The organism is Paenibacillus harenae, from assembly GCF_030812415.1.
Taxonomy (GTDB): domain Bacteria; phylum Bacillota; class Bacilli; order Paenibacillales; family Paenibacillaceae; genus Pristimantibacillus; species Pristimantibacillus harenae_A.
The window spans coordinates 191,534-212,195 of sequence record NZ_JAUSST010000001.1 but is presented as its reverse complement, the minus strand read 5'-3'; the positions used below and the strand labels follow the sequence as shown (position 1 = coordinate 212,195).

20 protein-coding genes are annotated in these 20,662 nt (G+C 50.3%); 16 read left to right on the top strand and 4 right to left on the bottom strand.

Features of this window, described 5'->3' with window-relative positions:
• Positions 1-22: 22 nt before the first annotated feature.
• From J2T14_RS00945 to glnA, 3 genes are all read left to right on the top strand, one after another.
• Entirely contained in the window at positions 23-1,321 is a 1,299-nt protein-coding gene (locus tag J2T14_RS00945) for a methionine gamma-lyase family protein (RefSeq protein ID WP_307466878.1), read from the top strand.
• Positions 1,322-1,382: 61 nt separating this feature from the next.
• A complete protein-coding gene (locus tag J2T14_RS00940; RefSeq protein ID WP_307201333.1) occupies positions 1,383-1,796 on the top strand; it encodes a MerR family transcriptional regulator in 414 nt (137 codons plus the stop codon).
• 51 nt (positions 1,797-1,847) lie between these two features.
• Entirely contained in the window at positions 1,848-3,176 is a 1,329-nt protein-coding gene (gene glnA, locus J2T14_RS00935; protein WP_307201331.1) for a type I glutamate--ammonia ligase, read from the top strand.
• 142 nt (positions 3,177-3,318) lie between these two features.
• Here glnA and lexA read toward each other — a convergent pair whose 3' ends face one another.
• Entirely contained in the window at positions 3,319-3,939 is a 621-nt protein-coding gene (gene lexA / locus J2T14_RS00930; protein WP_307201327.1) for a transcriptional repressor LexA, read from the bottom strand.
• A gap of 214 nt (positions 3,940-4,153) precedes the next feature.
• On the opposite strand from lexA, the gene J2T14_RS00925 reads away from it, so the two are divergent.
• The 5 genes from J2T14_RS00925 to J2T14_RS00905 all read left to right on the top strand — a co-directional run bounded on the left by J2T14_RS00925 (position 4,154) and on the right by J2T14_RS00905 (position 7,289).
• On the top strand, positions 4,154-4,480 hold the full coding sequence (locus tag J2T14_RS00925; RefSeq protein ID WP_307466875.1) for a LysM peptidoglycan-binding domain-containing protein: 327 nt from the start codon (positions 4,154-4,156) through the stop codon (positions 4,478-4,480).
• A gap of 171 nt (positions 4,481-4,651) precedes the next feature.
• On the top strand, positions 4,652-4,849 hold the full coding sequence (locus J2T14_RS00920) for a DUF896 domain-containing protein (protein WP_307201323.1): 198 nt from the start codon (positions 4,652-4,654) through the stop codon (positions 4,847-4,849).
• Between the two features lie 87 nt (positions 4,850-4,936).
• Positions 4,937-5,926 carry an aldo/keto reductase gene (locus J2T14_RS00915; RefSeq protein WP_307466872.1) on the top strand — a complete coding sequence of 330 codons (990 nt, stop codon included), beginning with the start codon at positions 4,937-4,939 and terminating at the stop codon, positions 5,924-5,926.
• 43 nt (positions 5,927-5,969) lie between these two features.
• Entirely contained in the window at positions 5,970-6,476 is a 507-nt protein-coding gene (locus tag J2T14_RS00910; RefSeq protein ID WP_307201317.1) for a hypothetical protein, read from the top strand.
• 24 nt (positions 6,477-6,500) lie between these two features.
• A complete protein-coding gene (locus tag J2T14_RS00905; protein WP_307201315.1) occupies positions 6,501-7,289 on the top strand; it encodes an HAD family hydrolase in 789 nt (262 codons plus the stop codon).
• Between the two features lie 77 nt (positions 7,290-7,366).
• Here J2T14_RS00905 and J2T14_RS00900 read toward each other — a convergent pair whose 3' ends face one another.
• Positions 7,367-7,915, bottom strand: coding sequence for a 1,2-dihydroxy-3-keto-5-methylthiopentene dioxygenase (locus J2T14_RS00900; RefSeq protein WP_307466869.1), 549 nt, complete (start codon positions 7,913-7,915; stop codon positions 7,367-7,369).
• 117 nt (positions 7,916-8,032) lie between these two features.
• Between J2T14_RS00900 and metH the strand changes: the two genes are divergently transcribed.
• Complete coding sequence (gene metH, locus J2T14_RS00895; RefSeq protein ID WP_373458087.1) at positions 8,033-11,497, top strand: methionine synthase; 3,465 nt, start codon at positions 8,033-8,035, stop codon at positions 11,495-11,497.
• 113 nt (positions 11,498-11,610) lie between these two features.
• On the top strand, positions 11,611-12,546 hold the full coding sequence (rnz, locus tag J2T14_RS00890) for a ribonuclease Z (protein WP_307466862.1): 936 nt from the start codon (positions 11,611-11,613) through the stop codon (positions 12,544-12,546).
• 116 nt (positions 12,547-12,662) lie between these two features.
• Here the strand turns inward: rnz and J2T14_RS00885 are convergent, their stop codons facing one another.
• The gene (locus J2T14_RS00885) at positions 12,663-13,298 is read right to left on the bottom strand and encodes an SdpI family protein (RefSeq protein WP_307466861.1); all 636 of its coding nucleotides are present in this window, start codon (positions 13,296-13,298) and stop codon (positions 12,663-12,665) included.
• A 5-nt stretch (positions 13,299-13,303) separates the two neighbouring features.
• Positions 13,304-13,576 carry an autorepressor SdpR family transcription factor gene (locus J2T14_RS00880; protein WP_307202316.1) on the bottom strand — a complete coding sequence of 91 codons (273 nt, stop codon included), beginning with the start codon at positions 13,574-13,576 and terminating at the stop codon, positions 13,304-13,306.
• A 206-nt stretch (positions 13,577-13,782) separates the two neighbouring features.
• Between J2T14_RS00880 and J2T14_RS00875 the strand changes: the two genes are divergently transcribed.
• The 6 genes from J2T14_RS00875 (at position 13,783) to J2T14_RS00850 (ending at position 20,601) form a co-directional block, all read left to right on the top strand.
• The gene (locus J2T14_RS00875) at positions 13,783-16,068 is read left to right on the top strand and encodes a DEAD/DEAH box helicase (protein WP_307466859.1); all 2,286 of its coding nucleotides are present in this window, start codon (positions 13,783-13,785) and stop codon (positions 16,066-16,068) included.
• Entirely contained in the window at positions 16,065-17,384 is a 1,320-nt protein-coding gene (locus J2T14_RS00870; protein WP_307466856.1) for a ribonuclease H-like domain-containing protein, read from the top strand. Before J2T14_RS00875 ends, J2T14_RS00870 begins: the two co-directional genes overlap by 4 nt.
• Before the next feature lie 36 nt (positions 17,385-17,420).
• Entirely contained in the window at positions 17,421-18,233 is an 813-nt protein-coding gene (locus J2T14_RS00865) for a TIGR01457 family HAD-type hydrolase (protein WP_307466852.1), read from the top strand.
• 38 nt (positions 18,234-18,271) lie between these two features.
• Positions 18,272-19,087, top strand: coding sequence for an Fpg/Nei family DNA glycosylase (locus tag J2T14_RS00860; protein ID WP_307466849.1), 816 nt, complete (start codon positions 18,272-18,274; stop codon positions 19,085-19,087).
• A gap of 42 nt (positions 19,088-19,129) precedes the next feature.
• Complete coding sequence (locus J2T14_RS00855; RefSeq protein ID WP_307466845.1) at positions 19,130-19,462, top strand: cyclic-phosphate processing receiver domain-containing protein; 333 nt, start codon at positions 19,130-19,132, stop codon at positions 19,460-19,462.
• Between the two features lie 122 nt (positions 19,463-19,584).
• Complete coding sequence (locus tag J2T14_RS00850) at positions 19,585-20,601, top strand: SAM-dependent methyltransferase (protein WP_307466843.1); 1,017 nt, start codon at positions 19,585-19,587, stop codon at positions 20,599-20,601.
• Positions 20,602-20,662: the final 61 nt, after the last annotated feature.

Here is a 20,662-nt window from a genome sequence, read left to right as displayed (position 1 = left end):
TGCAAGCGGAAGAGGAGAAGATATGGTGGTTCAAGTGCATCAAGAGGAACAAAAAGTTTGGAAGCAGCTCGAGGATCTTGCGGAGGCGGCAGAGCTGAGCGCCCTTTCCGCCTTTCACCGGATCGAAAAGATAGCTGAGCAAAATCAATGGAAAGTTATACAGGCGTTTCAGCGCCATAAAGTAAGCGACTTTCACTTTAATGGTTCTACAGGTTACGGTTACAACGATCGCGGACGTGAAGTGCTGGACCTCGTCTACGCCGATGTCTTGGGTGCCGAGGCTGCGTTAGTGCGACCTCACTTCGTATCTGGAACGCATACGATAAGCTGCGCGTTGTTCGGAGTACTGCGTCCAGGCGATGAATTGTTGTACGTTACGGGCAAGCCGTATGATACGCTACACAAAGTGATAGGCAAGCCGGGTGACGGCAAGGGCTCGCTGCAGGATTGGGGAGTCATCTACAATGAGGTAGCGCTGCAAGAGGACGGCGGCTTGGATTGGCCCGCTATTGAAGCGGCCATTAAGCCGAAGACGAAAGTAATCGGGATTCAGCGCTCGCGCGGTTATAGCTGGCGGGCTTCTTTTACGGTGACCGAAATCGGCGATATCGTGAGCCGGGTGAAGGCGATCAAGGCTGATGTGCTCGTATTCGTGGACAACTGCTACGGTGAATTTACCGAGCTGCTAGAGCCGACGCAGGTTGGCGTTGATCTGATGGCGGGCTCGCTAATTAAAAACCCGGGCGGCGGTTTGGCTGAGACCGGGGGTTATATTGCAGGAACGGAAGCCGCAGTCGAGGCAGCTTCCTTCCGATTGACTGCTCCAGGCATCGGCGGCGAGGTAGGAGCGACATTAGGCACCCTTCGGAATATGTATCAAGGACTATTCTTAGCGCCGCATTTTGTTGGACAAGCTGTAAAAGGCAGCGTTCTTGCGGCGGCGCTATTCGAGCGGCTTGGCTTCGAGACGAAGCCGCGCTGGGACGAGCCTCGTACGGATCTAATTCAAGCGGTTCGGTTCGGACAAGCCGAGCATCTGATCTCGTTCGTGCAAGGGATTCAGCGGGCGGCGGCAGTCGATGCGCATGTCGTGCCCGAGCCATGGGATATGCCTGGCTATGAGAATGCGGTCATTATGGCTGCAGGCACCTTCATTCAGGGCGGAAGCCTGGAGCTGTCCGCGGACGCTCCGATTCGCGATCCTTATATTGCCTACATGCAGGGCGGACTTACGTATGCCCATGCCAAATTCGGCGTTTTGACCGCATTGAAGCAGCTGGTTTCGAAGGGATTAATTGTGATTAAACCTTACATAACTTGACACGTTTCGGGTGCGACGTTAAAATGAACATATAAAAGAGCGACTGGAAGGTTGATGCGACATGGCTGATGAGATTCGCAGAAATATGGCATTATTTCCGATAGGCATCGTAATGAAGCTTACGGACTTAACGGCCCGCCAAATCCGCTATTACGAGCAGCATGAACTGATCGTGCCGGCAAGAACAGCAGGGAATCAACGATTGTTTTCGTTCAATGACGTTGAGAGGCTACTAGAAATTAAATCGTTGATCGAGAAGGGCGTTAATATCGCCGGCATCAAGCAAGTCATGAATCCGGTTTCAAAGGAATCCGACGATGCGACGATCGTGAGCGAGCAATCCGAAGTCAAGCGGCGCGAGCTTTCGGATGCGCAGCTTCACCGTATGCTGAAGCAGCAGCTGCTCGAGAAGAGACCTGGCGGTCAAGCGTCAATGATCCAAGGACAACTGACTCGCTTCTTAAACAAGCGATAGTCTTGCCTACAATAATAAGCACACTGAAACGCAAACAAAGGAGATGATTGTGTGGGTTACACGAAAGAGGATATTATTGCAATAGCAAAGGAACAGAACGTACGTTTCATCCGTTTGCAATTTACCGATTTGCTTGGAACGATCAAGAACGTTGAAATTCCATTTAGCCAGCTTGAGAAAGCGCTCGACAACAAAATGATGTTTGATGGATCTTCCATTGAAGGTTATGTTCGTATCGAAGAATCTGACATGTATCTCTATCCGGATCTTGATACATGGGTTATTTTCCCTTGGGTTACGCAAGACCGCGTTGCGCGTCTTATTTGCGATATTTATATGCCGGACGGCACACCGTTCGCCGGCGACCCGCGCGGTATTTTGAAGCGTGCGCTTAAGGAAGCGGAAGAAATGGGCTACTCCGCGATGAACGTTGGACCGGAACCGGAATTTTTCTTATTCAAAACCGATGATAAAGGCGAGCCTACGACGGAGTTGAACGACCAAGGCGGTTACTTCGACCTTGCGCCGATGGACATGGGCGAGAACTGTCGCCGTGAAATCGTATTGACGCTCGAAGAAATGGGCTTCGAGATCGAGGCCTCTCACCATGAGGTAGCGCCCGGGCAGCACGAGATCGACTTCAAATATGCGGATGCGATTCGCGCTGCCGACCAAATCCAGACGTTCAAGCTCGTCGTGAAGACGATTGCCCGCGAGCACGGCCTGCATGCGTCGTTTATGCCTAAGCCGCTGTTCGGCGTTAACGGTTCCGGCATGCACTGCCATCAATCGTTGTTCCAAGGCAACTCGAACGTGTTCTACGACGAGAAGGACAAGCTTGGTTTAAGCGCAACCGCTCGTTACTATATGGCTGGTATTTTGCAGCATGCCCGCGCAATGGCTGCGATTACGAATCCTACAGTCAACTCTTACAAACGTCTTGTACCTGGCTATGAAGCGCCAGTCTACGTCGCATGGTCGGCGAGCAACCGTTCGCCAATGATCCGTATTCCGGCATCCCGCGGTCTTAGCACACGGGTAGAGGTTCGCAACCCGGATCCAGCGGCTAACCCGTACCTTGTGCTAGCTGTCATGCTGAGAGCCGGGCTCGATGGCATTGTTAACAAAACCGAGCTTCCTCCTCCGACAGACCGCAACATCTATATCATGACCGAGGAAGAACGACTGGACGCAGGCATTCCAAGCTTGCCGGGCGACTTGAAGGAAGCGCTCGACGAAATGCTCCGCAGCGATATCGTATGCGACGCACTTGGCGAGCACGCGCTTGCTCACTTCTACGAGCTGAAAGAAATCGAGTGGGACATGTACCGTACGCAAGTTCACCAATGGGAACGCGATCAGTACTTGACGCTCTACTAAGATCAAAGATTCGAAACATGAATCCGCCGAAGCTTCGGCGGATTTTTTAATTTACAGCGAAGAAGTCTTCACCTACAACTAAAGAAGAGGTAGATCGGTATGCTGCTAGCATACCGATCTACCTCTTCTTGTTGTTCAATGGCTAATGAATGTCGCGGAACAATCCGATGACCTTGCCTAAGATTGTAACGTTCTGCAGCAGGATCGGCTGCATGGAGGAATTCTCCGGTTGGAGACGTATGTAGTTCTTCTCCTTGTAAAACGTCTTAACGGTCGCTTCGTCATCTTCGTTCATTGCGACGACGATATCGCCGTTGTTGGCAGTACGCTGCTGGCGAACGATAACATAATCTCCGTCGTGAATACCGGCCTCGATCATGCTCTCTCCCTCGACGTTTAGGATGAAGACGCTGCTGTCACCAACAAAATGGGAAGGAAGAGGGAAGTAATCTTCAATATTCTCGGTAGCTGTAATCGGTACGCCGGCAGTTACCTTACCGACGATTGGCACTTTGGCGACGGCAAGCGGGATAATACCGTCCACGCCTTCCGTATCCAAAATCTCAATGGCACGGGGCTTGGTTGGGTCGCGTCGGATAAGGCCCTTCTTCTCTAAACGGTCGAGATGACCATGAACGGTGGAGCTTGATAATAATCCGACGGCTTCGCCGATTTCCCTGACGGAAGGCGGATAGCCTTTCTCACGGACCTCATTCTTAATGAAATCAAGAATAGATTGTTGTCGGCTGGAAATCTTCGACACTGCGATCACTCCATTAGTAGGTTTGTACAAAAGTATAGCATAGAACCGGGGTTCGCACAAACATAAGTTCTTAAGCACAAAGGTTCGCATTTTAGTATTGACCGCAAACGTTTGTTCGTGTTATTCTCATATCATAAAACAGAACAAACGTTTGGGGTGCTGATAAATGATGATGAATCCAAGCTTTTATAGAACAATACATACGAGACCAGAGATGAACGCGAATACCACATATAAGCGTTATGCGGCCGTAATGAGACGACATGCAATTAAGCTGATCGTTTGCGCAATGCTGTTCGTCCTTTTGTTTACAAGCTTTTTGCTAATGGGTACGAACGCATCTGGCAGCCAGAACACGGTTGAAGCCGTCAACGAAGAGCTTGTGACAGTATATACAGGCGATACGCTGTGGGCCATTGCTAACCGTTTCGCCGGAGACGAGGAAGATGTGCGATACGTCATTTATTTGATCAAGGAGCGTAACGGGCTAGAATCCACGAATTTGTATCCTGGCCAGAAGCTAGTTATTCCTTCTATATAAAGGCAGCGAGCGGAGAGCATCTGCACCGATTAACGGTGTGATGCTCTTTTTTCATTATAAGAATCTAGCGTTTTGCAAACATGATGATGCTGCCGCCTTGACAATAGAGCTCCGAAAATGTCAAAGTAAAGGTTAGAACATTTACAGCATGAGGGGAGTATGTCGTAAACGATGGATATCGACAAGTTAATAGCGCGGATCAACGAGCTTTCTCGTAAAAATAAAACGGTAGGCTTGACCGACGAAGAAACGACAGAGCGTGACGAGCTTCGCCGTCAGTATTTGAACAACTTCAAGAGCAACTTTAAACAGCAGCTTGATACGATCAAATTCGTGGAAGACGGGGATCAAGATAACGTTAAGCATTAATAGCCGGATGGCCAAGTTCTGCTTGGCTTTCCTCGTATAATCTTCTTATGCAAGGCTCAAAAACGGAAGCGCTTGGGGGATTCATACATGAACTATCGTTTGCTTGGAAGAAGCGGCCTGGCCGTTTCCGAATTATGTCTCGGGGCAATGACGTTCGGCAATACGACGAATGAACAAGACTCGATTGAAATGATTCGCCGTTTCTTCGAAAAGGGCGGCAACTTTATCGACACGGCGGATGTTTATGTAAACGGCCGTTCGGAAGAAATAGTTGGCAAAGCGATACAAGGCAAACGATCCGAGACCGTGCTTGCAACGAAAGTAAGAATGGCAACCTCCGGCGACATTAACGGAGCAGGGCTTTCTCGCAAGCACATCATGGACGGAGTAGAGGCTAGTTTGAAGCGTCTTCAGACCGACTATATTGATTTGTATCAGGTGCATGTATGGGATCAGGCTACGCCAATCGAGGAGACGCTGCGGGCGCTAGACGATCTTGTAACGTCGGGAAAAGTCCGATACATAGGCTGTTCCAATTTTTTTGCTTGGCAATTGATGAAATCGCTCGCTTTGAGCGATGTTAACCGTTACGTTAGGTTCATTTCCATTCAGCCACAATATAGTTTAGTAAGCAGGCAAATGGATCGTGAGATGATATCGTTGTGCTTGGAGGAGAAGATAGGAATTGTTCCTTGGGCCCCGCTTGGAGGCGGCTTCCTCACTGGACGATATAATCGCGAGATGCCAACGGAAGGGCGATTAACTTCAAAGGTTGGCGAGAGCGCTTGGGATAACCGCGCGTCGGATCATAACTTCGCAATCCTTGAAGCTGTGCTTGAGATAGCCAAGCAATTGGACAAAGCGCCTGCACAAGTCGCTTTGCGGTGGCTGTTGCAGAAGGAAGGCATTACCTCACCGATATTCGGGGCTCGTACGCTTGACCAGTTCGAGCAGAACATGGGTGCCGTCGATTGGGAGATGCCGAGCGGCTTATGGGACAAGCTGGACGAAATTAGCGCATTGCCGGACGATTATCCGAACCGTTTCATTACGAAGTTCCAGCGTCCGTTGAAGTAAAATAGAAGGCTTGCGGAAGCAAGCCAAAGTAGGGGGAGTAAGCTTGTCACGTTCTTGGGAGCGCAAAGTGCGCAAAAATATGAGTCAGGTCAACAAGCAACGGAAAAAACATGGCGAAGGCTCTATCGTACTAAATGGCGACAAAGCGGTAAAAATCGTTGGTCGAAATTACATTGCGCCGATTCTGCTGCTCTTGTTTATCGCGTTGTATGTTATTCTGATACAGAGTCAGAAGGACTATCAGGTCGATACGATGTTTTATGTAACAATCGCATGTTATGTCGTTCTGGCAGGACTGTTTTTCTTGCGCCGTCCTTATATTCAGATCGGCAAAGATTACGTGCAGACGCGTCGAATGATGGGGGACAAGCGTCTTTCCGCTTCTTCGATTAAATGCATTAGCGTGCAGCCCGGTTATGTAGTCATTGAACCGCAAAAGGGCGGCAATTGGGTGTTCTCGAGACTCATTAATCGTTATCCGACGGATGAAATCAATGAGAAGCTAAAGGATTTCGCACAAGCGAACGGCATTTCGTTTCAGCAAAAATAAAGGCATGGGAGAGTAATGATTAACATGGCAAAACAAGCTGTATTATTTGACTTAGACGACACGCTGCTATGGGACGACCGCAGTGTGAAGGAAGCATTTGAAGCGACATGCAAGGCTGCTGCTGATCTTACAGGCGTGGAAGTTATCGCGCTCGAGGAAGCAGTGCGCAGTGAAGCAAGAGCGTTATATGAATCGTACGAGACGTTCCCGTTCACGAAGATGATCGGCATCAATCCGTTCGAAGGTTTGTGGGCGAACTTCCGCGAAGGCGAACAGGAAGAATTCCGCAAGCTGGAGAGCCTGGCTCCCGGCTATCGCCGCGAGGCTTGGACGAAGGGGCTGCTTGCGCTTGGCGTGGACGATGCTAAGCTTGGTGCTGAGCTTGCCGAGAAGTTCCCTGCCGAACGCCGCTCTCGTCCGATTGTATATGATGAAACATTCCGCGTGCTTGACGCGCTCAAAGGTAAATATAAGCTGCTGCTGCTCACGAATGGCTCGCCGGATTTGCAACGCGAGAAGCTGGCTGGCGTTCCGCAGCTCGTTCCGTATTTCGATCATATTATTATTTCGGGCGAATTCGGCGAAGGGAAGCCTGCAGCATCGATCTTTAAGCATGCGCTTGAACGTCTGGGCATTGAGCCGGATCATGGCATTATGGTAGGCGATAAGCTGACGACCGATATTCTCGGCGCGAATACGATCGGCATGACATCCGTTTGGATTAACCGCCACGACATGGTAAGGAATGACGATATTATTCCTACTTATGAGATTAAGCATTTGGAAGAACTGCTTCAAATTTTGGAGCAATAAGTTATATGAGAATAAATAAGCCCCTCGGCTACGGCAACGCTGCAGCATGAGGGGCTTGCACGATTGTATAGGGTTCGTTACGCTTTGTTCGTTTCGAATACAGGATCAGCGAACGGGTGAGCGATCCAGCCTTCCGTCTCAATGAACAAGCGAACGGCAACGATCTGGCGATTATCCATTAGCGTGAAGAAGTGAGGCTTGTATTCCGGTACGGAAATGACATCGCCTGCTTCGAGTTCAACATCGAAGTAACCGACATCGTCAGTGCCTTTGATGATAAAGATGCCTTTGCCGGCCGTGATTGCACGAACTTCATCTTCCGTATGCGTATGAACGTTCTCGAATTTTTTGAGAAGCTCATCCAGGTTAGGCGTTGCTTCGGACAATGTAATAATATCCCAAGTTTTGTAGCCGCGGCGTTCTGCAAGGTCCTTGATTTCCTCTTTATAAGTAGCAAGCACTTGCTGCTTCTCTTCATCGGAAAGAACGAATTTCTCTTGTAATTCCGGAGCTAGCTTGCTCGTATTCCAATGTTCATATAGTACTTCCTGTTGTTCTAGAAATGCACGGACGTTTTCTTCGCCGGAGATGCGTTGCTCGGTATTGCGAATTCTTATTTCAGCCATGATCATTCCCTCTTTTCCAATAGAAATTAAATGATATAATAATTATAAAACAAATGATGACGAATGTCGATGGATTTGCCTTTTCAGTCCATAGCGATTCTGGTAAACTAATTGTTAATGATTTTGGGAAGGGTGTACGAATTGTCTAAACCAACCATACAACAAATGCTGCAAGAGCGCATTCTTATTTTGGATGGCGCTATGGGTACAATGATTCAACAGGCGAACTTGAACGAGGACGATTTTGGCGGTCCTGAGCTGGATGGCTGTAACGAAATGCTCGTTTTGACGCGTCCCGACGTTATTCAGTCGATTCATGAGCAATACCTTGAGGCTGGCGCGGACATTCTAGAGACGAATACGTTCGGCGCGACTAGCGTCGTGCTTGCCGATTACGATATACCGGAGAAAGCGAGAGAAATCAATCTTGCCGCAGCTAAGCTGGCCCGCGATGCAGCGGACAAGTATAGTACGCCAGACAAGCCGCGTTATGTCGCGGGAGCGCTTGGTCCAACAACGAAAACGCTATCCGTAACGGGCGGCGTTACGTTCGATGAGCTCGTAGAGAGCTATTATGAGCAAGCGCTTGCACTTATTGAAGCGAATGTTGACGCTTTGCTGCTGGAGACGTCGCAGGATACGCTTAACGTGAAGGCGGGCAGCATTGGCATTCGCAATGCATTCGATACGCTTGGCGTGGAATTGCCGATTATGATTTCCGGTACGATCGAACCGATGGGTACGACGCTTGCAGGTCAATCGATTGAATCGTTCTACATCTCGTTGGAGCATTTAAAGCCGATTTCGATTGGGTTAAACTGCGCGACCGGACCGGAATTTATGCGCGACCATATTCGGACGCTTAGCCAAATCGCAAATTCCGCGATTAGCTGTTATCCAAATGCCGGCTTGCCGGACGAGAACGGACATTATCATGAATCGCCTGAATCGCTCGCGAAGAAAATGTCGGCATTTGCCGAACAAGGCTGGCTGAATATAGCCGGCGGCTGCTGCGGCACGACGCCTGCGCACATTCGAGCACTCACGGAGACAATGGCAAAATATGCGCCGCGTTCGGAAATGGGCAGCCACCCTGATGCGGTATCCGGTATCGATACCGTATTTATTGAAGCGGATAACCGTCCGATCATGATCGGCGAACGTACCAATATTTCCGGTTCGCGCAAATTCAAGCGTCTTATTAAGGAAGAGAAGTTCGACGAAGCATCGGAAATCGCCAGAGGACAAGTCAAAGGCGGAGCGCATGTTATCGACATTAACCTGCAGGACACGGACATCGATGAGGCTTATGCCGTCCATCAGTTTTTGCCGCAGGTCGTTAAGAAAATTAAAGCGCCGATCATGCTCGATTCCACCTATGACCATATTATTGAGTTAGGCTTAAAATATTCGCAGGGCAAGGCGATTATTAACTCCATTAACTTAGAGGACGGCGAGTCAAAGTTCGAGAAAATATTGCCGCTTATTCACCGTTATGGCGCTGCTGTCGTCATGATTCTCATCGATGAGAGAGGGCAGGCCGTATCGCGCGAAGCAAAGCTTGAAGTAGCGGATCGCTCTTATGAACTGCTCGTTAATAAATACGGCATGAACGCCGAGGATATTATTTTTGACCCGAACATGTTCCCGGTCGGCTCGGGCGATCCTCAATATATCGGCTCAGCGGTCGAGACGCTCGAAGGCATCCGGATGATCAAAGAAAAGTATCCGCGAACGAAAACGATTCTTGGCCTTAGCAACATCTCATTCGGTTTGCCGGACGCGGGTCGGGAAGTGCTGAACTCGGTTTACTTGTACCATGCGACGAAGGCCGGTCTTGATTATGCTATCGTGAACACGGAGAAGCTTGAACGTTACGCTTCGATTCCGGAGCATGAGCGCCGCTTGGCAGAAGAACTTATTTACAATACGAACGACGAGACGTTAGCTTCCTTCGTGGCTGCTTTCCGAGACAAAAAGGTCGAAAAGAAGGAGAAAATTTCGAACCTTTCGCTCGAAGAACGTCTTGGCTCATACGTCATTGAGGGGACGAAGGAAGGGTTGATCCCCGACCTTGACGCAGCGCTTCAGAAGTATTCGGCGATGGACGTAATCAACGGACCGCTCATGAAAGGGATGGAAGAGGTAGGCCGTCTCTTCAACAACAACGAGCTTATCGTGGCGGAGGTGCTTCAAAGCGCGGAAGTCATGAAAGCGTCCGTTAACTACCTGGAACCGTTTATGGAGAAAAACGAATCCTCGGTGAAAGGCAAGATTTTGCTCGCAACGGTCAAGGGCGATGTCCATGACATTGGCAAAAACCTGGTTGAAATCATTTTGTCTAATAATGGCTACAAAATTATCAATCTCGGCATTAAAGTACCTCCTGAGCAGCTTATCGAGGCTTATCGCAAGGAGAAGGTCGATGCGATCGGCTTGTCGGGACTGCTTGTCAAGTCGGCACAGCAAATGGTCGTAACGGCGCAAGATTTGCGCAATGCGGGCATCGATGTTCCGATTCTTGTCGGCGGCGCTGCGCTTACGCGTAAATTTACGAAAACAAGAATCGGCCCTGAGTATGACGGACTTGTTTTGTATGCGAAAGATGCGATGGACGGTCTCGATATTGCGAACAAGCTAATGGATACCGTGCATCGTACACGGCTGGAAGAGGAGATGGCTGCTTACAAAGCTTCGGGCGGCGAAGCAGAAGAAGACAAGAAGAAGCTGCCTGAGCTTACGCGTGCGGTTCGTTCCAAAATATCGCCGGATGCACCGGTATTCGCGCCGCCTGACCTCGAGCGTCATGTGCTTCGCGATGTTCCGATTCCGCATGTCATTCCGTATGTGAATATGCAGATGCTGCTCGGCCATCATCTTGGCTTGAAAGGCAATGTCGAGAATCTTCTCGCCGAAGGTAACGAGAAAGCCGTGCAACTGAAAGCAACGGTGGACGATATTCTGCGCCGCGGAAGTGCTGAAGGGTTCATTCGCACGCATGGCATGTATCGCTTCTTCCCTGCGCAATCGTCAGGCAACGATATTATTATTTACAATCCTGAGGATCAGACGCAAGAGATTAAGCGGTTCACATTCCCGCGTCAACAAGTCGAACCGTTCCTATGCTTGTCGGATTACTTGAAATCGGTTGAGAGCGGCGTCATGGATTATGTAGGCTTCCTTGTCGTAACGGCTGGCGAAGGCATCCGCGATCTTGCGAATGAGTGGAAGGACAACGGCGATTACTTGCGTTCCCATGCGCTCCAATCCGTTGCGCTTGAAGTAGCGGAAGGGATGGCGGAACGCGTCCATCATATAATGCGCGATATTTGCGGATACCCGGACCCGGCGGAGATGACGATGAAGCAGCGTCACGGCGCCCGCTACCAAGGCATTCGCGTATCGTTCGGTTACCCGGCTTGTCCGAATCTGGAGGATCAAGAACCATTGTTCGATCTGATGAAGCCAGAGGACATTGGCGTTCAGTTGACGGAGGGCTTCATGATGGAACCGGAAGCATCGGTATCCGCTATGGTATTCGCTCATCCCGAGGCGCAATACTTCAACGTCGAGAAACTATAGTTTAACTTATAAATCGCTTTGAAGCCCTGCAGCGGTTCCGTAACCGATCTGTCGGGCTTCATTCATAGACAGTACCAAAATTGCAAAAGCTATGCTGCGAGGTGAATGGGGCAATGCAAATATGGTTTTTAGGGACAGGGGCAGGCCGTCCCAACAAGCAACGGAACGTTAGCTCGATCGCGTTGCAGCTGCCGGAGCCATGCTCCAATTGGTGGCTGTTCGATGCCGGAGAAGCGACGCAACATCAATTAATGAATACCCCGCTTAAGCTGAGCAAGCTGGATACGATCTTCGTTACGCATCTTCATGGCGATCATATATACGGACTGCCAGGCCTGCTAAGCACACGTTCATTCGATGGGGGCGTCACACCGCTTCGGATGATCGGTCCCCGCGGGTTAAGACGCTATATCGAGACAGTGTTCGAGATTAGCGGCACGACCCTCGACTATGAGCTTGAATATGTTGAACTGGGCGAAGCGGATGGTCAACTTGCCTATGAGGATGAGCGCTTCTCCGTGGTCGCCTCCACTCTGATCCACCGCGTACCATGTTTCGGCTACCGAGTTGTCGAGCACGATCAGCCCGGGAGGCTGCTCGCCGATAAGCTGAAGCAGCTTGGTGTGGCTCCCGGGCCGCAATATGGCTTGCTCAAACAGGGACAGGATATTACGTTGCAGGACGGAACGGTAATATATGCAAATGAAGTAACGGCTCCCTCTTTGCCCGGAAGAGTCGTTACGATTCTCGGCGATACGACTCCTTGCGCCAATGTGATAGAACTAGCGATGGGAGCGGATTTGCTCGTCCATGAAGCGACTTTTGCCGCGGGCATGGAAGAGAAGGCGCATTTGTTCGGGCACAGCACAACCGTTGAAGCAGCTAAAGCGGCAGCCGAGGCGGGGGCAAGGAAGCTGGTCATGACGCATTTTAGCGGACGTTATCATAACGAGAATCTGCTTCAGCTCGAGGAAGAAGCGCAGACTTTGTTTGGCGCGGCAACAGCGGCTACCGATTTGACTTGCATTGAAATCGAGAGACGTACATAGTTGAAGCTTATATAATTAGTGTAATTAAATATTAATATAATAAAAAGACGTAAGAGCTCAACATGCTCTTACGTCTTTTTGGCTAAGGTAAATACATTGTATTCAATGAAGAACGGTTATTTAATCGTTTTGCGGGAGAAATAGAAACCAAGTCCGTATGAAGCTGCGACAACTGCTATAATGATCGCGATGATGATATAGCTTTGGATAGGTACTGGTAAAACCAGTGAAGCGATAATCATTAGTCCTCCGATTACGAACAGCTTAGCGGCCGATTGATGTGTCTTGCGCCATACATGCTCGTTCGCTAGCGTATGCGGAGTTTTAATCCCAACATAGCTGTTGTATTGGAATCTTGGCATATAGTTGCCGGTCGCGAGAAACAGCAACCCTAAGAAAGGCAGAACGACATACGTGATGCTGAATGTATAGCCGTAGCCTACTGCGATTGTATAGCCGTGAATGACCAACAAGCCAAGCGTCGTGATAAGGCGAATGATATCCAGGCTTGATTGAAATGGAGCGTAATTGCTCCGTCTAGGATCAATTTTAGGCAGTACGGATTGCATGGCATTTAGAAGCAGCATAATGGCCGGAAGCAGGAATAAAGCAACCGCTTTGTGCGCATAGTTGTCGATTTCATTGTTGGCATTCCAGTGTACCGGCATTTGCCCCGGCATATCCCTGTACACAATAGCGCTTGCGATAAAAGCTGCCCCTACAATTAACCACGTTAAACGTTTGATATTCATCAGAATTACTTCCCTTCTTGTTTGGATTGTTGGAAAGATACGATCCATTTCATTAATTCATGAAATACGGTCGTATTCAGCGAATAATAAATATGCTGACCTTGCCGCTCATCCCAAACGAGCTCCGCCTGCTTCAATAGGCTAAGATGATGGGAGATGCTTGGTTTCGTCATCTGGAAGTGATCGGCAATTTCTCCGGCAGTCATATCGCGTTCGCGAAGCAAATCCAATATTTTGCGACGGGTTGGATCGGACAACGCTTTGAAAGCCTGGTTAATGGACATAGCCTTCCTCTTTTCTTCAATTGAGCCATTTCATTAGATTAGATATTTAGATAATTATCTAAATGTTTAACTTTATACTATCAAACATCGCAACGATGTTCAAGTTCAATATAGCCCAAATGTCAAAAAATAAAATTGCAGCACGAACATGTATTCTGTAAAATAAATAGCAACATGGGTTTGACGAGGAGTGAACGGTCATGAACCGTTGGACAGGCAAAGCTGGAAGCCTCGAGGAGTGGCTTCAGCATATACAACAAAGAGAAGATATAATGACAAACGTGACGCATTGGCGCACTATTGAACCACGCAAAGCACAAACGGTTCCTCTGCCGCCTAGTTTGCACCCCGCCTTGCGGGGAGCATTGCAAGCGAGAGGGATAAGCGAAATATATACGCATCAAGCCGGCTCGTTCCAAGCGGTGCGCGAAGGCAGGCACGTTGTAACGGTAACGCCGACCGCATCGGGCAAGACGCTCTGCTACAACTTGCCGGTCCTTCAGTCGTTGTTGGACAACGAAGAGGGCAGGGCGCTTTATTTGTTCCCGACGAAGGCACTGGCGCAGGATCAGGTGACGGAGCTGCAGAAGCTTGCGGATATTATGGAAGTAGACATCAAGACGCATACGTATGACGGAGACACGCCGCCAACGGTAAGAACGGCAATTCGCAATGCCGGCCATATCGTTGTTACGAATCCGGATATGCTTCATTCGGCTATATTGCCCCATCATACGAAGTGGGTGAAGCTGTTCGAGAACTTGAAGTATATCGTCATAGACGAGGTGCATGCTTATCGAGGCGTGTTCGGCAGCCATGTGGCGAATGTCCTACGAAGGTTAAAGCGGATAAGCAAGTTCTATGGCTCGAATCCGCAGTTCATATGCGCGTCGGCTACCATCGACAATCCTAAGGAGCATGCGGAGAGGCTGATCGGCGAGAGCGTAGCTTTGATCGATAACAATGGCGCTCCGATGGGAGAGAAGCATTTTGTATTTTACAATCCGCCGGTTGTGAACAAGCAGCTTGGCATTCGCCGAAGCAGCGTGCTCGAGACGCAGAAGCTGGCCGGGCTGTTATTGAAGCAAGGCGTTCAGACGATCGTTTTCGCACGCAGCCGCGTAAGGGTTGAACTGTTGCTTACCTATTTGCAGGACATGATTAAGGACAAGCTGGATGCGAAGACGATTCGCGGCTATCGCGGCGGCTACTTGCCTAAGCTTCGTCGGGAGATCGAGCATGGTTTGCGTACCGGAGAGATTCGAGGCGTCGTCAGTACGAACGCTCTCGAGCTTGGTATCGATATCGGACAGCTGCAAGCCTGTGTTTTGAACGGATATCCGGGAACCGTGGCGAGCACCTGGCAGCAATCGGGAAGAGCAGGCAGACGGCAGGAGAGCTCGGTAACGTTCATGGTAGCCAGCAGCAATCCGCTCGATCAATATATGATTCAAAATCCGGACTTTTTCTTCAATCGTCCTCCCGAACGGGCGCTTATCCATCCCGATAATTTGCTCATCTTAATTGATCATGTGAAATGCGCGGCCTATGAGCTGCCTTTCGAAGCCGGTGAGAAGTTCGGTTCTGAATCGCTTGAGGATATGATGGAATTCCTCGTGGAGGAGAAAGTGCTACATAAGGCGGGCGGTCGCTGGTACTGGATGGAGCAGTCGTTTCCGGCGCATAACATCTCCCTTCGTTCGGCAGCGCAGGAAAACTTCGTTATTATCGATATATCGAACGGCAGCCGCGTGTTAGGCGAGGTTGATCGGTTCAGCGCTCCGACCCTCATTCACGAAGAAGCCATTTACATCCATGAGGGCGTGCAATATCAGGTCGAGAAGCTGGATTATCCGGAGAAAAAAGCTTACGTCCGAGAGGTCAACGTCGACTATTATACGGACGCGAACATGGCAGTCGAGCTGAAGGTGCTGCATGTCGACAAAGAGCGCGAAGCCGGCGAGCTGGTCCGCCAGTATGGCGAAGTAACGGTCAACGCAAAGGCTACGATTTTCAAAAAAATCAAGCTTCGCAGTCACGAAAATATCGGCTCCGGACCGATTCATCTGCCGGAGGAAGAGCTTCATACGAGCGGCTATTGGTTCTCGTTCAGCGAGGAGGCAGCTGCCCGCAAAAGCAAAAACGAGATGCAGTATGCGCTTCTGGGCATCGCGAACGTACTCGTTCATATCGCCCCGCTCTACCTGATGTGCGATCCGTTCGATATTCGCGTCGTTCCACAAGTGAAGGCCGTCCATACGCAGCGGCCGACGATTTATTTCTATGATCGTTATCCTGGCGGCATCGGACTTAGCGAGCGGCTGTTCGATGTGCATGACATGTTGATCGAGCAGGCGAAGTCGGTCATCCTGTCATGTACATGCCAGAGCGGCTGTCCGGCTTGCGTCGGACCGATCGAAGAGGTAGGACTGCTCGGCAAGCAGCAGGCGCTTGACCTTCTTAACGAAGCGGGCGGTGCGCAATGAGCGGTCTCCGGGATCGGATGAACCGGCTGCGCGGCAGCGGCGGGAGCGAGCAGGCGGTCGAGAATGCTGACGTTGCTGCGCGAGTGATGGATGAACAAGCGGCAATTGTACAGGAAATCGAGGAAGACATAGAGCAGTTGTCCCCGAAATGGAAGGAGCTCGGCGTCGGACTTCAGACGAATGAAACGGGGCAGTTTTTACTGCGCAAAATCGTTTATCCTCTGCATCACCGACACGGTACTCACACGTTAGCCGAGCTGGAACTGGTTGCGGACAAACTCGGAGCTTTCCATCCCGGTCAAACACAGGGAGCAATGGCGAATCGGATCATGTTTCTCGATCTGGAGACGACCGGGCTCGGCGTCGGAGCGGGCAACGTTCCGTTCATGGTGGGGCTCGCTTATCAAACGGACGAGGGGATCATAGTCGAGCAAGCGGTTATTCGCCATCCGGCCGAGGAGCGGGCCATGATCGCTTATTTGTCGGAGAAGCTGAGCGACTACGCGTATTTGGCAACCTATAACGGCAAAACATTTGACTGGCCCGTTATGCAGAACCGCTTTATTTTGAACGGGTTCAATCGGAAAATGTGGCAGCCGCTGCATCTCGACTTTTTGCATCCGGCGCGATCGATTTGGAGAAATACGCTTATTTCATGCAAGCTCAGTCATGTGGAAGAGGAAAGGCTGGGGATAACGCGCCATGACGACGTGCCGGGCTCGCTCGCGCCACAGCTCTATTTCGAGTTTCTCGCGACAGGAGAACCGATGACGTTGGAAGGCGTCTTCCGGCATAATGAAACGGATATGCTGTCGCTTGTCAGCTTAGCGATCCGATTCGGTCATTTGCTTGGCGACATGGAAGGGGCAACCTTCGAAAGTCCCGATCTGCCCGAGGAAATGGTCCGTACCGGATTGTGGCTGGAGAAGATGGGAAACTACAAGCTGCCCGACGTATTGTTCGAAGGAGCATTACGCTCCGAATCCCCAGCGCCAGCGGCGCTTCTCATGCTTGCCGCGCGCGATAAGAAGGCTGGAAATTGGGGGCGTGCTGTGGTATTGTGGCAGAAGGTCATTATTCATTCCTCGCAAGCATACGGCTCATTCGCCATAGAGGCCTGCACGGAGTTGGCCATGTATTATGAACATAAGCTGAAGGACTTCAAGACCGCATTGCAATATGCGCGGGAAGCGCTTGAACATATGAGAAGCCATCCGCTGCAGCGAAGAGACGCGAAAAAATCGGCGGAGCTGGAAGCGCTTCGCAAACGAATAGCCAGACTTACGGGCAAAGCGGAGCGGCACGGGTTACTATAATGAAGGTTTGGCTAACGATTAAGGAGATATGCCGCAATGACGACCATAGAACGAAAGATGAGTGGTTTGCTTATTGATCTAGACGGTACGATTTATCACGGATCGAAGCGAATCGAGCATGCGGATAAGCTTATCGCGGACTTAAGGACCGGTGGTTTAGCTTACAAATACGTGACGAATAATTCTTCGGCAACACCCGAGGATGTCGCAGATAGACTGAAGGCGATGGGGATCGAAGCTTATGCCGATGATGTATGCACATCGGCGCAGGCTGCCGCATCGTATATTGCCGAGAAGTTGCCCGGCGCTTCTGTTTTTGTCATTGGCGAAAAGGGGCTTCGGGAAGCGGTTGTTTGTGCAGGACTTACGATTACCGAGGACAATCCGGATTATGTGCTGCAAGGGATTGATCGCGAGTTCAATTATAGCCGGTTAGCGAAAGCGGTTCGTTATATTTTGGACGGCGCTTCTTACGTGATGACGAATCCCGATCTGCTGCTTCCAACGGAGAACGGACTGCAACCCGGTGCAGGCTCGATTGGCGCAAGCCTAACCGCGGCCGGAGGCAAACAGCCCGTCGTTATCGGCAAGCCCTCGGCAATCCTAATGAATTATTCATTGAACAGACTGGGACGGACGGCAGCGGATACATGGGTGATCGGCGACAATATGGCAACGGATATTGCAGCGGGTCATGCATCCGGATGCGGGACGATACTTGTATTAACGGGTTTGACAAGGTCGGACAATTATGAATATTATGCGGAGATAGCCGGCTGCAAGCCGGATGTTATTTGCACACGATTAGATGAGCTTCGCTCGTATATTTCTACATACAGAGGGATATAAGAGAAACAAACGAAGGAACAGGAAGGAAGAGAGCTTTCATGTTGGAACTGCCGGAATTAGAGAATGATCGAGAGGTGCTGGCGGACAGGTTCGCCGGGGCCCAGATTACCGGTATTGAGGTAACGAGCAGCAAGACGTTTCAGATTGACGCTGAGCAGTTGCGTAAAGAGGTTGTTGGCGCTGTCGTATGGTTTGTAGAACGTAGAGGCAAGCATTTGCTGTTTCACTTGGATAACGGCAAGCGGCTCGTGCTTCAATTGACGGGTGCGGCTTACTTATATATCGGCACGCTGGAAGATATGCCGGATAAGTCGACGCAGGTTCGAGTAAAACTCGGCGAGCAGATTCTCTATCTGATAGGTCTGCGTTCCGAACATTTGAAATTAATGACCGTTCGGGAAGTAGAAGAGCTGTTCGGCGGACTTGGCGCGGATCCGCTCGATAAGAAGCTTACCCTGAAACGTTTCATTGACAGATTCGCGAAGAAAAGAGGGGCAATCCGACCGGCTTTGCTTGACACAAACGTGCTGAATGCATTGGGAAGCGCTTATGTAGATGAGATATTATTCCGCGCAGAATTGCTCCCGGATGCAAAAATTCCTTTATTTGAGCCGGCGACTTGGGAACGACTGTATGAAGCGATGCATAATGTGCTAAAGGAAGCGATTTCAAACGGCGGCGCAGGCGACTTTCCGTTAACGGCCGACGACCGGCATACAGGCGGTCATAAGCAGAAATTCCGAGTGCATGACAGGGAAGGCGAGGCTTGTCTTGTATGCGGTTCGACGATCGACAAGCTGGAGCAATCGGGACGTAAAGCTTATTATTGTCCGGGATGCCAAAAGGATCTTTAAATCGGAGCTTTTGAATCTAATGTTTGAACGGAGGATTCATTCATGATTCATATTTATTTGGACGATTATCGCGGCTGTCCGAAAGGATTCGTACTCGCCAAGGACGCCGAGGAATGCAAGCTGCTGCTAGATCAAGAGCCCGTCGGCATCTTATCGCTCGACTACGACTTGGGCTGGGCTCAGCCTACGGGGTATGAAGTGGTCCGCCATATCGTAGCGACCGGCCGATATCCCGAACAAATTTATTTGCACACGTCGAGCATGGCTGGACGTGTGCAAATGTATCAAGAGCTCTATCAGAACGCACCGGAGACGACCAAGCTTCACAACGGCCCGATGCCGGACTCTCTCCTCCAACAAATGGCATCGACGTAAGTACCGTGTTGATCGCAGTCCGCAACATTAACGGGAAAAGGAAAAAAATCCAATTCACGATAATTGTATTTGAAATCGTTTGAAGGTTTGGTTGATAAATTTAAGAATAGAGGCACAAAACATTGACTGAGTGGATCGGAACGGCGAATCAAAGCTATTCGCCCTATGCAATAGAGGAGCTTCGCCGCTTAATTGACGGCGTTTCCTTCACACAGCTTGCTGCGGGAGAAGTGTTCCTTATGAACAGTCCGCTTGACAGGGTAGAGACATTGCAGACCATTCTGCAACGCGAACCGATCTTCCTGCGGCACATACAGCCGGTAGATAGAACGATCGAAATTAACGGCAACGCCGAAGACTTGGAGCAGCTCTCTGCAATGGTACGCAGCGCAGCCTTCATGTTTGCAGGCAAACGGACTGCCGTTCATATTCGAAGAATGTCCTCTACATCGTTCATCTATTCGGCATCCGATACGAAGGCGGTAATGGATGCCGTCTTGGCAGAGGTGGATGCAGAGCCTGTCGTACAGCAGCCGGATGTCATTATTGCAATCTATGCTGCGGCATCCACGCTGTGCATCGGCTTCGGCTCTCCGCAGGACATGCTCTCCGACTGGCCTGGCGGCGCCGTTCGCTTCCAGCGGGAAGAAGGACAAGTGTCCCGCGCCAAGTTCAAGCTGCTGGAAGCGGAGCGCGCGTTCGAATTGCATTATGAACAATTTCGCAGAGCGCTCGATGTAGGCGCGGCTCCAGGCGGGTGGACATCGCTGCTATTGGAGCGCGGTCTTCGCGTAACGGCCGTTGATCCGGCTGATCTACATCCGTCGCTCATCGATCACCCGGCGCTCACTTATTTGAAACGGAACGCTTCGGAAGCGAAGCTGAAGCCGGGATCATTCGATCTATTCGTATGCGATATGAGCTGGAGCCCGATGCTGATGAGCAAGCTCGTCCTTGATTTGGAACAAGCGCTTACGGAAAGGGCAACAGCGATCATAACGATTAAGCTTATGCACCGTAAGCCGATGCAGACGATTCGCGAAGTCATCGCCAAGCTGGAAACCGTATTCGAGCTCAAGAAGGCGAAGCAATTGTTTCATAACCGCGAGGAAATTACGCTATATTTGCAGAAGAAATAGTTAGCAGTGCAATGTGGACAAGCATGACAAGCGTCAGGCCCTTCCCGTAAGGGCCTGATAC

What these genes read in the sequence shown, in the direction of transcription:
- J2T14_RS00865 (WP_307466852.1), top strand. Translation starts at nt 17,421, where the DNA reads ATGACGACCATAGAACGAAAGATGAGTGGTTTGCTTATTGATCTAGAC.
- J2T14_RS00885 (WP_307466861.1), bottom strand. Translation starts at nt 13,298, where the DNA reads ATGAATATCAAACGTTTAACGTGGTTAATTGTAGGGGCAGCTTTTATC.
- J2T14_RS00920 (WP_307201323.1), top strand. Translation starts at nt 4,652, where the DNA reads ATGGATATCGACAAGTTAATAGCGCGGATCAACGAGCTTTCTCGTAAA.
- J2T14_RS00860 (WP_307466849.1), top strand. Translation starts at nt 18,272, where the DNA reads ATGTTGGAACTGCCGGAATTAGAGAATGATCGAGAGGTGCTGGCGGAC.
- J2T14_RS00875 (WP_307466859.1), top strand. Translation starts at nt 13,783, where the DNA reads ATGAACCGTTGGACAGGCAAAGCTGGAAGCCTCGAGGAGTGGCTTCAG.
- rnz (WP_307466862.1), top strand. Translation starts at nt 11,611, where the DNA reads ATGCAAATATGGTTTTTAGGGACAGGGGCAGGCCGTCCCAACAAGCAA.
- J2T14_RS00915 (WP_307466872.1), top strand. Translation starts at nt 4,937, where the DNA reads ATGAACTATCGTTTGCTTGGAAGAAGCGGCCTGGCCGTTTCCGAATTA.
- J2T14_RS00900 (WP_307466869.1), bottom strand. Translation starts at nt 7,915, where the DNA reads ATGGCTGAAATAAGAATTCGCAATACCGAGCAACGCATCTCCGGCGAA.
- metH (WP_373458087.1), top strand. Translation starts at nt 8,033, where the DNA reads ATGATTTTGGGAAGGGTGTACGAATTGTCTAAACCAACCATACAACAA.
- J2T14_RS00905 (WP_307201315.1), top strand. Translation starts at nt 6,501, where the DNA reads ATGGCAAAACAAGCTGTATTATTTGACTTAGACGACACGCTGCTATGG.
- J2T14_RS00925 (WP_307466875.1), top strand. Translation starts at nt 4,154, where the DNA reads ATGAACGCGAATACCACATATAAGCGTTATGCGGCCGTAATGAGACGA.
- J2T14_RS00945 (WP_307466878.1), top strand. Translation starts at nt 23, where the DNA reads ATGGTGGTTCAAGTGCATCAAGAGGAACAAAAAGTTTGGAAGCAGCTC.
- J2T14_RS00855 (WP_307466845.1), top strand. Translation starts at nt 19,130, where the DNA reads ATGATTCATATTTATTTGGACGATTATCGCGGCTGTCCGAAAGGATTC.
- J2T14_RS00870 (WP_307466856.1), top strand. Translation starts at nt 16,065, where the DNA reads ATGAGCGGTCTCCGGGATCGGATGAACCGGCTGCGCGGCAGCGGCGGG.
- J2T14_RS00940 (WP_307201333.1), top strand. Translation starts at nt 1,383, where the DNA reads ATGGCTGATGAGATTCGCAGAAATATGGCATTATTTCCGATAGGCATC.